The organism is Pseudoalteromonas sp. ABE4_541, assembly GCF_056312285.1.
Genome location: NZ_JBSVEM010000021.1, coordinates 65894 through 79675, shown reverse-complemented (window position 1 = coordinate 79675; position 13782 = coordinate 65894). Strand labels below are relative to the sequence as shown.

The window sequence follows — 13782 nt, the reverse complement described above, 5'->3', positions numbered from 1 at the left end:
CGAAAGAGTCGGGCTTTTTTGCGTTTAAGTCCCTTAGCAGCGGATAAACTAGCTCATTTCACCTTGCGCAAAGTAAACGCACTCGCTTCGCGCTGTGTCATTAAACTTTTGCACGAAAGAGCGTTTCGCTTCGCTCAAGTCGCTAACCTTTTGCACCCTACATGCGCAAAGGAAGCGCCCTCACTGCGTTCGTTGTCTTCAACGCTTTGCACCCATAGTGCAAAGTGCGGTGTTTGTCGTTACTATTTAAGGTAGGTATATCAGATAAGGGTTGTTGTGTCGTTTTACTTAATTTATCTACTTATTATATTTGCGCTGTTTGGCACATCCGCAAGCTATTTTTTACGTTTTTTATACTGCTATTGGGTAAAGCGCCGAGTTGAAATCAGTTATATCTGGTACGCAGGAGGCAGTGCCTTATTGATAGTGGTTATTTCTCTAATAGGGCAACTGCTCATTTAGTATTTGCTTATGTATGGTTGGCAGCTATTCTGGATGCAAATAGGGATCACTGGGATAACCTGTTTACATCTATCTTCAGCAGGCTTATTCTGATTTTCAATATGCTCTTTCTCGGTAATAGACGCAGCTATCGACTCTATTTTTTTTTCATTTACCTGCTTAGAAGAGTAAATGATATAGCGGCTAGGGCCTTCACATGCGGCTCTCTCACCCACCCCAAGCACTTTACATTGGTAACTGGCATCACAGCTTTTATCAGCGACTAATTCATTGAGTGTGTCATACTGTGACTTTTCTATCGCTACAGGTTGCATTGGCAATATCAGTTCGCAGCCACTCAGTAACGAGCAACATACGGCAGTAGACATTAACGTTTTAATCAAATTCATTGCGTATCTTTAATAAGTTGCTTGAGCGTTATTGAAAAGTTTAACACATTTATTTTCAACGCATTGAGCGCTTGGTAGAGTTAAATGTTCACAAATACTTACCATGCTATTCTTTTTATTGTAAGCGCGCTCTTGTTCCGTGATCTGTTTCGCCAATGCTTCGACTTGGGATGACGAAGCCGTTTTGCTTGAATAAATAGCGTAGCTATTGGGGCCTCCACAAGCTCTACTGCCAACCCCTATGACTCGACAATGAGCTGATGTATCGCAGCTTTTATCTTGTATCAATGCATTTAATTGGTTATGCAAAGTAGTAATATCAGTTGCGTTTGTTTGGCTTGAAGGGGTTAATCTTTGTTTAGCTGGAGTTAAAGGTTGCGCTGCTTTTGTGACTTTTTCAGATCGCACATTCACAGTATTTTGAGTGTCAGTTCCCTGAGCATCGGGAGCATGAGATGCGTAATTGCAACCGCTCAACAGTAGTGCGGCAATAAGTCCAGTGGAAAGCTTTACCATAATAACTCCTTTGTTTTTAAACTAGTTTGCACGTTAAATGCGCGAGTGACAAGAGTAAAAATAATGTAAGTGACTACATTGAGCTGTTACTTTTCTCTCTCTTCGGTGAGTTTTTTCGGGTCAAGCAAGTCTTGCAGCTGTGTTTCACTTAAATCGGTGTGCTCCTTTGCAACATCAAGAATATCTCGCTGTTGCTCATACGCAAGCTTGGCGATTTTGGCTGCTTTTTCGTAACCGATGATCGGGTTTAGTGCTGTAACAAGAATTGGGTTTTTATGTAGAGCCTTGTTGATGTTGGTGCTGTTCACTTTAAAGCTTGAGATAGCTTTGTCAGCGAGAAGCTTGCTGGTATTTGCCAGTATCTCGATACTTTGAATAATGTTGTAGGCAATTACAGGAAGCATGACATTCAGCTCGAAGTTGCCAGATTGCCCTGCAATGGTAATGGTGCTGTCATTGCCAATAACCTGAGCGCAGGCCATGGCGGTTGATTCAGGTATAACAGGATTGACTTTTCCAGGCATAATCGATGAACCAGGCTGTAACGCCTCAAGTTCGATTTCGCTAAGTCCTGAGAGTGGCCCTGAGTTCATCCACCGCAAGTCATTGGCTATTTTCATTATCGCTGTTGCGAGAGTTTTGAGGCCACCCGATAAGCCGACCACGGAATCCTGAGTTGAAATACTGTAGAAAAAATTATGTGATGGCCTAAATGGGATGCGTGTGTTTTCGCGCAGATGGCGATTGAATTCCGATACAAACTCACTATTTGAATTAACGCCCGTGCCGACGGCTGTGCCGCCTTGTGCAAGCGAACACATGTTGTTGAGATGTCTTTCTATATCTTTGCTCGCCATTTGTATTTGCGTAAACCAGCCGCTGAGTACTTGCGCAAATGTTATAGGCATTGCATCCATTAAGTGGGTGCGCCCTGTTTTGACGTGGTGTCCTACTTCTCGAGCTTTCAGTTCTATTTGTTTGCTTAAATGTGCCAAGGCGGGAAGAAGCTGACTGGTCAGTAGCTGTGCGCAACTAATGTGGATAGCCGTAGGTATTACATCGTTAGAGCTTTGTCCCATGTTAACATCGTCATTGGGATGTATTTCATCTTTGCAGTTCTTGCTTGCTAACGAGGCGATAACTTCATTGATGTTCATGTTTGAGCTGGTACCAGAGCCTGTTTGAAATACGTCGACAGGAAATTGCTCGATATAGTGACCCGCGATGATACTTTGTGCTGCGTCGATGATTGCGTGGGCTTTATTATCCGCTAATTTATCTAAGCTCACATTGGCTTGCGCTGCAGCTTGCTTGATGTGAGCTAAAGCTTGAATAAAAGCGGGTGGCATAGTGAGTGAGCTTACAGGAAAGTTATCGATAGCTCTTTGAGTTTGTGCCTGATAAAGCGCATCCTCGGGAATATTGAGTGTGCCCATACTGTCCTGGGCTTTTCGAAATTTAGGCATGTAAGCTCCTTGAATACCTAGGGAAGTGATCACAGCTATCGTAACTCATTAACACGAGTTATCAATTGCTAATCGATGACAATATCGCTCAGGCTCTAACAAAGGGGGATATGATTGGCGCATAGCTTTTGGCACATGTATTGGAAATGTGTCAAAAGCTATGAGAATGACTGATTAGTTATAACCAAGAATGAAGGTTTGTGCTGTTTTTGGCGCATCTTCTTGTTCGGTAGGCGTTAATATATCTTGCACTTCTTTGCGATATTCATCGCTATTCATGAACAAGTTCTCATCATGGCTCTCAACGAGACCACTTTCGCAAATAGGCATGTGAGTGATGGTAGAAATAAACATAATGTTGTCCTCGTGTGATTTAATTCACAACCAGTGATGCATGAGACATACCAATAGGTGAAGCTGTTAAAATTCAATTAGTTAAAATGTTTTTTGTGTGAACACTTGCATTTTGAGACTCAAATTGCCTCAATAGTGGGCATGAATGCTCAACCTCTGTGCAGGAGATTTTTATGGATAAACCTTACTCTCAAGCCTGTGAAAATAATAAGTCCGCCATATTGTCGGTTCTCCATCCACATTTAAAACAGTATAGTCAAGTCTTAGAAATTGGATCGGGTACGGGGCAGCATGCAGTTCATTTTGCAAGAGCGCTGCCTCACTTGCAGTGGCAAACCAGTGATAGGGCTATTAATCATGCGGGTATTCAGGCATGGATTGATGAGTCGCAGCTGGCAAATGTAGGCTCGCCATTGCATTTAGATCTCAATGAGCCTTGGCCGATAGAGCAAGTGCCAGTGATCTACACTGCAAACACAATGCATATCGTGAGCGAGAGACTTGTCGAAGTATTCTTTGCAGCGGTTAAGATGCATTTGGCGAATGAAGGGTTGCTATGTCTTTATGGGCCTTTTAATTATCAAGGCAGCTTTACCTGCGATAGTAATGCTCAGTTTGATGCATTTTTAAAAAACCAAGATGTCCAAAGCGGCATTCGAGATTTTGAGTGGATCTGTGATTTGGCCAGCAAGGCTGAGCTTGGTCTGCTATCCGATAATGAGATGCCAGCCAATAATCGCTTATTGCTTTTTAAAAGGCAGTAAAGAAGTGCACTGTTGTTGGTAATCAGCGATGTGAGTCTGCTCTTGGGCAATAAAATCTTTGATGGCTTTGGAAAAAAGTCGGTCCTGAATATGGTGGAGAGAGTAGGTTTGTACAGGCTCAAAGCCCCGGGTTATCTTATGCTCGCCTTGTGCGCCTGCATCAAAACACTGCAAGTGGTGCTTGATTGCATACTCAATTCCTTGGTAATAGCACAGCTCAAAGTGAAGTGCATCGTACGCTTCTAACGCGCCCCAATATCTGCCGTATAACGTATGTTGATCATATAGGTAGAGGCTTGCAGCAACCAAGGTCTGATTTTCTTTGGCGATGCAAAGCCTGATTTGCTCAGGCATTGTTTTGATAAGTTGCTCGAAAAAAGCCAAATTAAGGTAGCCTTTATGCCCAGAACGCTTCAAATAGGTGAGTTGATAACAATAGTGAAACCGCTGCAGTATGTCGGATGATATCTCTTTACCTGTTAGCCATTCTATATGTAAAGCATGCTGTTCGACTTGTTGTCGTTCTTTTTTGATGGATTTACGCTTACGAGATGTCAGCGTGTCTAAAAAGTCAGCAAAGGACTGATACTGCCTATTAAACCAATGAAACTGGACCCCATGTCGAACAAAAAAGGCGTCAGACAACGCGGTATGCTCGAGCAAAAAGTTAATATGAACGCTGGACCATTGACGTTGCTCACAGGCTTGTTTTAACACCATACTAATATACTGATACAGTAGATTACTTGGTTGGCGGCACAGTATCCTTGGCCCTTGAATTGGCGTAAAGGGAACGCCAGACAACCACTTTGGGTAGTAATCCAGCCCGTAACGTTGATAAGCGTCTGCCCATGACCAGTCAAATACATATTCGCCATAAGAATGGCTTTTAATGTAACCGGGCATGATGGCTATCAGGTGTTCATTATCAAAAACAAGCAGATGCTGCGGTTGCCAGCCTGTTTCTGTGCATACACAGCCACTGTGCTCAAGCGCTCTTAACCATGCATAGCTACAAAAAAGGTTATCGTTAAGTGCATCCCACTGTATTTGTGATACTGCATCAATTGTGTTGATAAACTTATGGTTGAACATATCGGTCTTGATACTTGTTTAAAAATGAGACTAATTGCGTTACAAAGTCATCGTATGCAGGGTTGAATGTTAATCTTTGTAACGGCCTTTTCATACGCAAATTGTGTTGCGTTCGCTCCCCTAGCAAGGGGGATGTATGTCGTTTGCACTCTAAATACTTGCTTAATTCGCCTAGGTAGCCACCACAGCTGCGATATACACCATGCCAGCCATAATAGGGGTGTGCAGGTGGTTGTAAAATACCAATATGCGACATATCTATCACCTGATCACAGCTTTCATGTGTGCAAAGTGGTGTTGTGATTGGGTACGCGGGTGGCAGTTGCACTCTGGCGGATTTAATATTGCCATAATAGAGTAATGTGTGGTCGTCTGGGTTGTTAGCTAACGTGGCAAACCGAGTCAGCATTGCCAAGCTGGCCTGACTGTCAATGGTGGTATCAACTTCACTTAACGCACTAAACAAAGGTAATGTTTTAGGTAAATTCACAGATTTGATTTGGCTCATAGCTTGGTCTGCGAGTGCGGCGGCCTGCCACGGAAAAGACTCATACTTAGCAAAGTCCAGATCGGCATCGGCATCAATCCAATTTAGCCAAGGAACTTTCGCTATCCATTTTGCCAGCCAACCATTTTTATTGTGTGGTTCACTGGCTGGTGAAATGAGGGCGAGCGCGCGTAAACTTTCGGGTGGATTTTTGGCAACCTGGGTTATGGCTAATGCAGCTCCAGTGGAATACCCCACGATAGAAAAGTTACTAAAGTCTTTTGCAGTTTTGGCGATTGCATAGTCGACGATGGCTTGCCAATCTTTATAATTCACACGTCTCAGATCGTCGGGCGCAGTGGCGTGCCCTGGCAGTAAAAGGGTGCGAACGCTAAACCCCTGTTGATAAAGTGAATCAGCAAGATAATGAAAGGTAAAAGGTGAGTCGGTTAAGCCATGGAGTAAGAGCACTGCTCGATCATTTCTAAACTGTCTGAGCTCAAACGGGGCAATGAGATCGGCAACCTTAAGCTCGTTCTGCCCAAGGCCAAGTTTTGTGCTCACTGGCGTTGTGATCGGACATGGCAGCTGTGCCCTGGGGTTACGACTTTCTATGATGGCTTTTGCTTGGGCTAAGTACTCGCTGTAAGGTGCCGAGCGTGCTACTTGCCAAGTGACAGGGCCCTTTTCTATTGCAAAGCGATAGAGCCCCTGCTTTTGGAGAGTTTCTATTGATTGCCAACTGGACGCGATGGTCAAACACGTTGCTTGCTGAGTTTGTTGCTCAGCTGCATAACCACTCCATGAAGTGGTTGAGCTGAGCAAGATTGTTAGAAGTATTATTATATTCATATCATTAGCAGTAATTTGCCAAGCATGTAGCCAGCTTATCCCGCTCAAGCGGTTTTGCAAGATGTCTATTAAAACCAATGGCTAATGCGTGGGCTTTGTCTTCGGGCATCACATCGGCTGTCAATGCAATGATGGGTAATTCTTCGCTGCTCTTGAACTGGCGGATTGCGGCAGTGGCTTGATAACCATCCATGATTGGCATTTGGCAGTCCATTAAAACGATGTCATAAGTATCTTGGTGTATGGCTTCGACGGCTTCTCTACCATTTGCAACTACTTCATGTTGTATCCCTAAGGAATTGAGCATTGCTTTGATAACGACTTGGTTTACTGGGTTGTCTTCCGCAACCAGCACTCGTAAACCGTGAATTTGAGAAGTATCTATTTGTTCAATATGTTGATGTTGAATGGTCGTATTTTCACAACAGAGCTTCAGTGTAAAGCAACTGCCTCGTGCTACTTCACTCTGTAGCTTTAACTCTCCACTCATCAGCTCGCTAAGCTCTTTTGCAATTGCAAGGCCAAGGCCGGTTCCGCCATATTTACGAGAAGTAGAGTTGTCTGCTTGGCTAAAGGCATCGAAAATTGTTTGCTGTTTTTGCGCATCAATACCAATACCTGTGTCTGTCACAGTAAAAGTGATACTGGTTTTTTTGGTGCCATACTCTGCATATACATCAAAAGTCACGCTGCCTTGAGGGGTAAATTTAATCGCGTTACTGCACAAGTTGATTAAGATCTGCTCGATACGCATTTCATCACCCAAAATCCAGGTTGGCCCAGACAGGTTATGGGTGACTTGCCAAGCAATGCTCTTAGATTGGGCGTTCGATGCAAACATGGTATCTACCCGATTGATGAGCGCTTGCAAATCAAAAGGGTGTATATCAATGTGTAAACGGTTCGACTCAATTTTTGCAATGTCGAGGATGTCATTGACGAGGTTAAGTAAGGTTTTAGATGCAGAGCCAATTTTTTTTATGTATTCGGACAATTCTCTGGCGTTATGGGTGGTATTTGCAAGAGAAGCAAAGCCTATCACGGCATTTAATGGAGTACGTATTTCGTGACTCATATTGGCTAAAAAGCGACTTTTAGCTTGGTTTGCCTTGTCGGATTGTAGCTTTGCTTTGGCTAAAGAGCGTGTGCGCTGCTCAACTAAATCATTTAATGCGTGATGTTGGTAATTGAAAAGCAGCAATATATAAATAATGAGAGAGGTAATACTCAGTTGCAGTACGAGTAACATCAACGTGAGCTGCTGGTTAAGCCTCGATGCATATTCTCCTTTTACGGACAATTCCATGCGCCACTTTTGACCCGCAATGAACAACGTGGCGCCACGCACCATCGTATCTTGTACTTTGTTGTCCAAATCGTAATTTCGGTAAAAAATATCATCGTTGCTGAGATCATAAAACGTGACATTGAATAATTTGGCTTGCGCTTGTTTTAAAGCTTCAGAGAGCAGTGTTTCTACTTGTACTACCGCGGTTGCATAGCCTCGGATCTGCATGTTTTTATCGTCACTGTTTATATCATAAACGGGAGAAAACAATAAATAAGCGGGTGACGGGCGGTTATCTTGTACCAAGTAAATCATATCTGTGGCTTGTGGTTCTGTGGCGATAGCTGAACGGATAAGCGCCGCTTTTCTGCTTGGCTTAGAGTACACATTAAAGCCAAGGGCACCTTGATTACCATTCAATGGTGAGATGTATTTTACGACCACGAGAGGATCACCTGCCTCAATGGGCTCCCCTTTTATTTGCGTAGATTTGCCATACAAGGCCGAAAGCTCGTTTTCGAGCTGCTCACGTTGAGATGGTGCGATGCGCTCATTCCATGATAACGCGCGCAAAAACGAATAGTTATTTTTAAGTCGTTCAGCGATCGCTTCAAACTCAGTTTGTGAGAATTGGGCTCTCGATTGTAATTGGTTGGAGAGTGCTTGTATCGCGAGCATACTGCGATTTACATAGCGATAAACAATGTTCTCAATGATCTGCGCTTCTCGCTGAGCATTAATGTTGGCGCTTTTTAAGTTACTTTGATTGTATAAGTAAGTGGTAAAGGCAACGGATGCACATAGCACGATACAGGCGCAAAAAGTACTTACAACATTATTTAATTTTTGTGTGTTACTTAGCCAAGGCTGTAATAGCATTAGCAAAGCGGGGGTGCCGATGAGTACTCCAAGCGAGTCACCCAGCCACCAAGCCAACATATTATTCCAATGATTGGCGAAGCTATATTCAGTACTATATAGACTCAGTGCAAACACGCCAATGTTGGCAGAAACCAAATTAATGGTGATCCCTACAAGAGCAACAAAATAAGCGATATGTAACCTGCTTTTTAACTGCAGTGGGTGACCTAGCCAAGCGCGCAGTAAGTACCCACCGAGCATAGCTTGCAATACCGCACCGGTTGCTATCATAGTAACAGCCGACACATTCGCTAAATTAAGTGCAGATAAGCTCCAATCATGAGCCGTAGACCAGTTAAACAAAATAGAAGCAATGGCCAGCCCAGGTATAAAGCGCCAGCCCCAAAGAAAAGCGCCAACCAAAGCAAAGCCAGCGGGCAACCAAATGGGTAAGACTTGATCTTGAAAAGCAAAGACTGTCAGCAGTTTGCCAAAGAGTACGTATCCGCCAGATAAAAAAAGATAACTGAGTCGTGCCTGCCAAGCTTGTTTGAATTTCATATCGTTCTTAATTATTAATCGTATGTTGTCGCAATACAGTATAGTCCTTTCATCTACAAGGTATGTGACTTCTTCAAACTTATCAATAAGTAGCGTATGAATTCATTTGTGCAAAGAGAGATTTGCACTGGGTATGTATTTTTCGGTGAGTAAATTTCAGGTATAAAAAAACCGCTTTATTAAAAGCGGTTTTTTTAAAGCAATGGCGGAGAAGGAGGGATTCGAACCCTCGATAGGGCTACAAACCCTATACTCCCTTAGCAGGGGAGCGCCTTCAGCCACTCGGCCACCTCTCCGACGCAAAACTATGAAATATGGCGGAGAGATAGGGATTTGAACCCTAGATACGCTATTAACGTATGCCGGTTTTCAAGACCGGTGCTTTCAACCACTCAGCCATCTCTCCATGGGCAAAGATAATACTGAGTGAATTTGTCTCTGTAAACCGTTTTTAAACCGTTTGCCTAAAATTTAAACTAAAATGCGAAGATTTATTAATAACTGGTCAAAAATGAAGTAAATTGAGATGCTTGAGAAAAAGGTTTGCTGAAAAAATGTCAAAGTGCCGCTTGCTTGGGGGCGGCACTCAAGCTCAAAAACGCTTACTTATACTGCGATACATGACTAAGTGCGAGCGCTTTGCCAAAACGATTAAGAAATGCCATCCAATCAAACGGTGCTTTTTCTTTCGTTTTCGTGTTAATAGTGTTGGCTTGCGTGTTGCTGCACGCAGCAGCTGAATTAATCATGTTGACTCCTGCAATATAGGGTTGGTTGAAAACATGGTTATTTTGCATGCAGCGAGAACAAAAATAAAACAATAAAAATTGTACTTTTCAAATAGAAAAAACTAATACATATCTTTTTTAATTGATGGGGCTTAATTTGTTTTTTGCCAATTTATTCGTTTTTAAAAATGTAGTTTGTGAGCTGTTTTTTAATTAAATCAGGTCTTTACTTTTGTCTTTGTATGTTCTTTATGGTTCAAAGTGACTAAATATTCATGTTAATTAATTTTATTATTAAGGTGTTGTTTTGCTGGTTGTCGTGAAGCCGTGTCGTAGTAAGTCGACGCGATCTCAAATTAGTTGGTTGAAGTTGCAAATAACGCAAAAAAAACTGCATGCGCAGTGGTTTTTCACCTCGGGTAACTTTGAAAAAGACGTTTTAGAAATTCGTACTTTGGCTAAAGCACAAGGGGTAGTTGTTGTTATAGGGGGAGATGGCACGATTCATCTTGTGGTGAATGCAATCGTTGAACTAGATTGTAGGCTCGCGTTGTTACCATCAGGAACGGGTAATGATTTTGCAAGACAATTTGGATTGACTCAGTTTCAGTGGCGTCATAGCCTCTTTTGCGAAAATATTACTTATATCGACCTAGGTTGCGTGAACGGTCGTTATTTTATCAATATGATGGGGCTTGGTTTTAGTGCTGCTGTGGTACAAGGTATTTCTGCGACACGTAAGCGCCATGGATTGAGCTACCTGTGGGAGGGGCTAAAGCGTTTATTTGGTTTTTCAAATATAACAGTCAATTCACCCTTTTCCAGTCAAAGGCAAAGTACCATGATGTTGTTATTTGCAAATGGTCGATACTTTGCAGCTGGTATTGAGAGTGTGCCGAGTGCAGATCCAAGCGATGGGACGCTTACATGTATACAACTATCTCCCAAATCTATATTTGAACGCCTAATGGTTTTTATGTTGATGCTTATCTCCAAGCACGAAATTCATAACTGCGTATCTAAAACGGAGATAGTTCATTTTCACATTGAAACACCTCACTTAGACATTGAGGCAGATGGAGAGGTTATTGGGCAAACACCTGCTAATGTGTGCGTGGCACCCAGAGCAATAAAGTTACTGGTATCGCTTAGTGATAAATGAAGGTAGTCGGCTGACGCCGACTACAGGGAGATACGCCTAAATTAGTGTTTAACTGAGAACAGCTTGTAGCCCGACATCGCAGGGATCTGCGTCTCTAATTGGCTTTCTGTTTTTGCTATGAGTGCAAACTGGTCACATAGCGCATGGGCTTGTTTTTCAATTTGTTGTGCTTGCGCTTCAACTTTGCTTTCAATCTGCTCACCCATGTTGTGCATTTTTTGCTCAAACTTCTCCATGTCTCCGCCAGAGTTTATCATTTGAGAGCCGACAGCCATCAAAATGCTACCGATGGATTCCATCATAGCCCCTTCAACAGCCGCCTCGACTCGCTGTTCAAACTGTTCTTCAAAATTGCTACCGAAGTCATTGAATGTTTTTTCACCCATCACAAAGGCGCCTTGTTGATAGAAAGTAGTACTCACTTCTGTTTGTACTTCTTCCAATAAAGTGCTCAGAGAACCCAGTTCTTTTAGCTCAAATGCAGTGGCTACTTCATTCAATGCAACACCTGCTAATTGAATACCTTCTATGGCAATGTTCGCCACTTGCGGTAACTGTGCACGCAGTTCATCCGCATAGTTCACGACAGCTTGTTGTTGATTTTCGTTGAGCTGGATTTCTTTACCATCGATATACATAACCCCCGCATCAGTTATGCGTAATTTACTTTGGTTCGATGCTTGGGTGATCAATAGCTCATCGGGTGTAATGCGTACGTCATTTTTGAAGTCTACGGAACATTCATCTGAATTAAATGAGATAGACTGCTCGTCAGACGGTGAATGTGCAAATGCAGCCGAGCTAACCGATAACGCTGCAACTAAAGCTAATTTTTTCATGATGTGTATCCTGTCGATGATTGATATGTGGTTAATTAATCAAAATAGATGCCAATGTTTAAACTTGTTTATTTTCATTGGTTTATATTTTTACCTCAGTATGGGGGGTGTACATTGAATAATATTTTTGACTAATATTTAGCAACTTTGACTAAACTAACATCATCAATAAAATAAATTAATTAAAACGATAAAAAACTCTCACTTCCAAGATGGCTGATTTCCAGCTAAATACACACTTAGGTACCGTGTTCATTGCTGCACAGCATGTCCGTGCCGATTAATTATTTATTTAACACTTATTGGAGTGGGTTGTGGGTAAGACATTTTCTTATGATGCGCTTGACGATGATTTTGTAGATGACGAGTACGAGAACCTCGGTCGTAATCAGCATGATAAGCAAAAGCGGAAGGTAAAGAAAAAGCTCGATGACTATCTTGAACAAAAGCGTTTGCGCAAAAATTTAGGTGAAGATGATTTCGATTATCTCGATTAGTAAAAAGGAGGCGATAGCCTCCTTTTTAACTACCAATAAAGTCAACTTGCTGCGAGTGCACGTTCGATAGCTTTTGTTAGTTTCTCCGGTTTCGTAATGGGGGCAAATCGTTTAAGTGGCGTGCCATCTTTACCAATTAAAAACTTATTAAAGTTCCACTTGATATTCTTACCAAACAACCCGGGCAATGCCTCTTTTAAATAGACAAATAGAGGATGTGAATGTGCACCATTCACTTCAATCTTTTCCATCATGGTGAAATCGACACCATAATTTATCAAGCACCCTTCTTGTATTTGTTTTGCAGTGCCGGGTTCTTGCGCACCGAATTGGTTACAAGGAAAGCCTAAGATCACCAAACCTTGTTCGCCATATTCAGTATGTAACTTTTGTAACCCTTCATACTGCGGTGTCAGGCCACATTGACTAGCCGTATTAACTATGAGAACGACTTTGCCCTTTAATGAAGCAAAGTCAAAAGCTTTGCCTTGCAAAGTGTTTGCTGAAAATTGATATAGTTCATGCATGGTAGCTGATCCTAAATGTATTTATTTAACAATATCATCGTTATGTAAAGCTATCGAGTAAATGTTCAATGAGTAAGCGAACTCGATAAGGCATGAGGTCTTTTCGGGGATAGACTAACCATGTTGCGCCATCATTGACTTGAAAGGGTTCTAAAATATACGCAAGTTGACCGTTATCGATATATGGCTGAGCAATGTCTTTGGCCAAGTGTGCAACTCCAAGGCCACTGCGGCAGGCGTTGATCAGTGCATAAGGGTTATTGCTGCGCCAGTTACCAGATACTTTCAGCTCTTCCAGTTGCTCACAAATCATAAAGCGCCAACGGCTATGAATGCCGGTTAGGCAATTGTGATTTTGTAATTCATAGGGGTGCATTATCGGGCCATTTTTTTGAAGGTATTCAGGGCTGGCAACCCATGTCATTGGTCTTTGGTAAAGCTTACGCGCTATTAGATTAGAGTCTTGTAACTGGCCAAAGCGGATTGCCAAATCGAAACCTTCTTCGATGATGTCTACATTGCGATTGTTAAACTCTAAGTCGACTTCTACTTCGGGGTAACGCTGTAAAAATTCAGCGATACGAGGAGCGACTTGATTGGCAACAAAATCGCCAGCTCCCGCAATACGGATCAGGCCTTTTGGTGTATTTTGTACACCTTGCACTTGATTAGTTGCATCCACCAACTCTTGCTGGATGACTTTTAGCTTGGCTGCATATTGGCGTCCCGCATCTGTTAGGTTTTGGGTACGCGTAGTACGTTGGATCAGTACAGTCCCTAGGCGTTGTTCAAGTTGTTGGATTTGTCTGCTGACATAAGAAGTTGAAACATCCAATTTCTCAGCCGCTTTACTAAAACTGCCATATTCAATCACACAGAGAAATACATCTAAGCCTTGCCAATTCATTCATTAATACTCTTTGAGGTATGTAAT

At 42.4% G+C, this 13782-nt stretch carries 14 protein-coding genes and 2 tRNA genes; 3 read left to right on the top strand and 13 right to left on the bottom strand.

Going from position 1 to position 13782, the window contains the following annotated elements; genetic code table 11:
- Positions 1–458: 458 nt before the first annotated feature.
- The 4 genes from ACW689_RS17875 to ACW689_RS17860 form a co-directional block, all read right to left on the bottom strand.
- The gene (locus tag ACW689_RS17875; protein WP_476293417.1) at positions 459–851 is read right to left on the bottom strand and encodes a hypothetical protein; all 393 of its coding nucleotides are present in this window, start codon (positions 849–851) and stop codon (positions 459–461) included.
- Positions 852–860: 9 nt separating this feature from the next.
- Positions 861–1367 (bottom strand): hypothetical protein, encoded by a 507-nt coding sequence (locus tag ACW689_RS17870; RefSeq protein ID WP_476293416.1) that lies wholly within the window; start codon positions 1365–1367, stop codon positions 861–863.
- Between the two features lie 86 nt (positions 1368–1453).
- Complete coding sequence (locus ACW689_RS17865) at positions 1454–2833, bottom strand: class II fumarate hydratase (protein WP_476293414.1); 1380 nt, start codon at positions 2831–2833, stop codon at positions 1454–1456.
- A 174-nt stretch (positions 2834–3007) separates the two neighbouring features.
- The gene (locus ACW689_RS17860) at positions 3008–3187 is read right to left on the bottom strand and encodes a hypothetical protein (RefSeq protein WP_476293412.1); all 180 of its coding nucleotides are present in this window, start codon (positions 3185–3187) and stop codon (positions 3008–3010) included.
- A gap of 173 nt (positions 3188–3360) precedes the next feature.
- Here ACW689_RS17860 and ACW689_RS17855 point away from each other — a divergent pair, with 173 nt between their 5' ends.
- The gene (locus ACW689_RS17855; protein ID WP_476293411.1) at positions 3361–3951 is read left to right on the top strand and encodes a DUF938 domain-containing protein; all 591 of its coding nucleotides are present in this window, start codon (positions 3361–3363) and stop codon (positions 3949–3951) included.
- On the opposite strand, the gene ACW689_RS17850 is transcribed toward ACW689_RS17855, so the two are convergent.
- The 6 genes from ACW689_RS17850 to ACW689_RS17825 form a co-directional block, all read right to left on the bottom strand.
- Complete coding sequence (locus tag ACW689_RS17850) at positions 3928–5046, bottom strand: GNAT family N-acetyltransferase (RefSeq protein WP_476293409.1); 1119 nt, start codon at positions 5044–5046, stop codon at positions 3928–3930. The two genes, ACW689_RS17855 and ACW689_RS17850, sit on opposite strands and share 24 nt — an antisense overlap.
- Positions 5033–6385 carry an alpha/beta hydrolase gene (locus tag ACW689_RS17845; RefSeq protein WP_476293407.1) on the bottom strand — a complete coding sequence of 451 codons (1353 nt, stop codon included), beginning with the start codon at positions 6383–6385 and terminating at the stop codon, positions 5033–5035. Before ACW689_RS17845 ends, ACW689_RS17850 begins: the two co-directional genes overlap by 14 nt.
- A gap of 4 nt (positions 6386–6389) precedes the next feature.
- Positions 6390–9095 (bottom strand): CHASE domain-containing protein, encoded by a 2706-nt coding sequence (locus tag ACW689_RS17840; RefSeq protein ID WP_476293406.1) that lies wholly within the window; start codon positions 9093–9095, stop codon positions 6390–6392.
- Between the two features lie 203 nt (positions 9096–9298).
- Positions 9299–9391, bottom strand: a tRNA-Ser gene (locus ACW689_RS17835).
- A 19-nt stretch (positions 9392–9410) separates the two neighbouring features.
- Positions 9411–9501, bottom strand: a tRNA-Ser gene (locus ACW689_RS17830).
- A gap of 196 nt (positions 9502–9697) precedes the next feature.
- Positions 9698–9844, bottom strand: coding sequence for a hypothetical protein (locus ACW689_RS17825; protein ID WP_476293405.1), 147 nt, complete (start codon positions 9842–9844; stop codon positions 9698–9700).
- A gap of 286 nt (positions 9845–10130) precedes the next feature.
- Between ACW689_RS17825 and ACW689_RS17820 the strand changes: the two genes are divergently transcribed.
- Positions 10131–10985 (top strand): diacylglycerol/lipid kinase family protein, encoded by an 855-nt coding sequence (locus tag ACW689_RS17820; protein ID WP_476293403.1) that lies wholly within the window; start codon positions 10131–10133, stop codon positions 10983–10985.
- 41 nt (positions 10986–11026) lie between these two features.
- Here ACW689_RS17820 and ACW689_RS17815 read toward each other — a convergent pair whose 3' ends face one another.
- The gene (locus tag ACW689_RS17815; protein ID WP_476293402.1) at positions 11027–11824 is read right to left on the bottom strand and encodes a YggN family protein; all 798 of its coding nucleotides are present in this window, start codon (positions 11822–11824) and stop codon (positions 11027–11029) included.
- Positions 11825–12138: 314 nt separating this feature from the next.
- Here ACW689_RS17815 and ACW689_RS17810 point away from each other — a divergent pair, with 314 nt between their 5' ends.
- Positions 12139–12321 carry a PA3496 family putative envelope integrity protein gene (locus ACW689_RS17810; protein ID WP_070983449.1) on the top strand — a complete coding sequence of 61 codons (183 nt, stop codon included), beginning with the start codon at positions 12139–12141 and terminating at the stop codon, positions 12319–12321.
- Positions 12322–12362: 41 nt separating this feature from the next.
- Here ACW689_RS17810 and ACW689_RS17805 read toward each other — a convergent pair whose 3' ends face one another.
- Together ACW689_RS17805 and ACW689_RS17800 are read right to left on the bottom strand one after the other, a co-directional pair.
- Positions 12363–12848, bottom strand: a complete 486-nt coding sequence (locus tag ACW689_RS17805; RefSeq protein ID WP_476293401.1) for a glutathione peroxidase — start codon at positions 12846–12848, stop codon at positions 12363–12365.
- A 40-nt stretch (positions 12849–12888) separates the two neighbouring features.
- Complete coding sequence (locus ACW689_RS17800) at positions 12889–13755, bottom strand: LysR family transcriptional regulator (protein WP_476293399.1); 867 nt, start codon at positions 13753–13755, stop codon at positions 12889–12891.
- Positions 13756–13782: the final 27 nt, after the last annotated feature.

What these genes read in the sequence shown, in the direction of transcription:
- ACW689_RS17875 (WP_476293417.1), bottom strand. Translation starts at nt 851, where the DNA reads ATGAATTTGATTAAAACGTTAATGTCTACTGCCGTATGTTGCTCGTTA.
- ACW689_RS17870 (WP_476293416.1), bottom strand. Translation starts at nt 1,367, where the DNA reads ATGGTAAAGCTTTCCACTGGACTTATTGCCGCACTACTGTTGAGCGGT.
- ACW689_RS17865 (WP_476293414.1), bottom strand. Translation starts at nt 2,833, where the DNA reads ATGCCTAAATTTCGAAAAGCCCAGGACAGTATGGGCACACTCAATATT.
- ACW689_RS17860 (WP_476293412.1), bottom strand. Translation starts at nt 3,187, where the DNA reads ATGTTTATTTCTACCATCACTCACATGCCTATTTGCGAAAGTGGTCTC.
- ACW689_RS17855 (WP_476293411.1), top strand. Translation starts at nt 3,361, where the DNA reads ATGGATAAACCTTACTCTCAAGCCTGTGAAAATAATAAGTCCGCCATA.
- ACW689_RS17850 (WP_476293409.1), bottom strand. Translation starts at nt 5,046, where the DNA reads ATGTTCAACCATAAGTTTATCAACACAATTGATGCAGTATCACAAATA.
- ACW689_RS17845 (WP_476293407.1), bottom strand. Translation starts at nt 6,385, where the DNA reads ATGAATATAATAATACTTCTAACAATCTTGCTCAGCTCAACCACTTCA.
- ACW689_RS17840 (WP_476293406.1), bottom strand. Translation starts at nt 9,095, where the DNA reads ATGAAATTCAAACAAGCTTGGCAGGCACGACTCAGTTATCTTTTTTTA.
- ACW689_RS17825 (WP_476293405.1), bottom strand. Translation starts at nt 9,844, where the DNA reads ATGATTAATTCAGCTGCTGCGTGCAGCAACACGCAAGCCAACACTATT.
- ACW689_RS17815 (WP_476293402.1), bottom strand. Translation starts at nt 11,824, where the DNA reads ATGAAAAAATTAGCTTTAGTTGCAGCGTTATCGGTTAGCTCGGCTGCA.
- ACW689_RS17805 (WP_476293401.1), bottom strand. Translation starts at nt 12,848, where the DNA reads ATGCATGAACTATATCAATTTTCAGCAAACACTTTGCAAGGCAAAGCT.
- ACW689_RS17800 (WP_476293399.1), bottom strand. Translation starts at nt 13,755, where the DNA reads ATGAATTGGCAAGGCTTAGATGTATTTCTCTGTGTGATTGAATATGGC.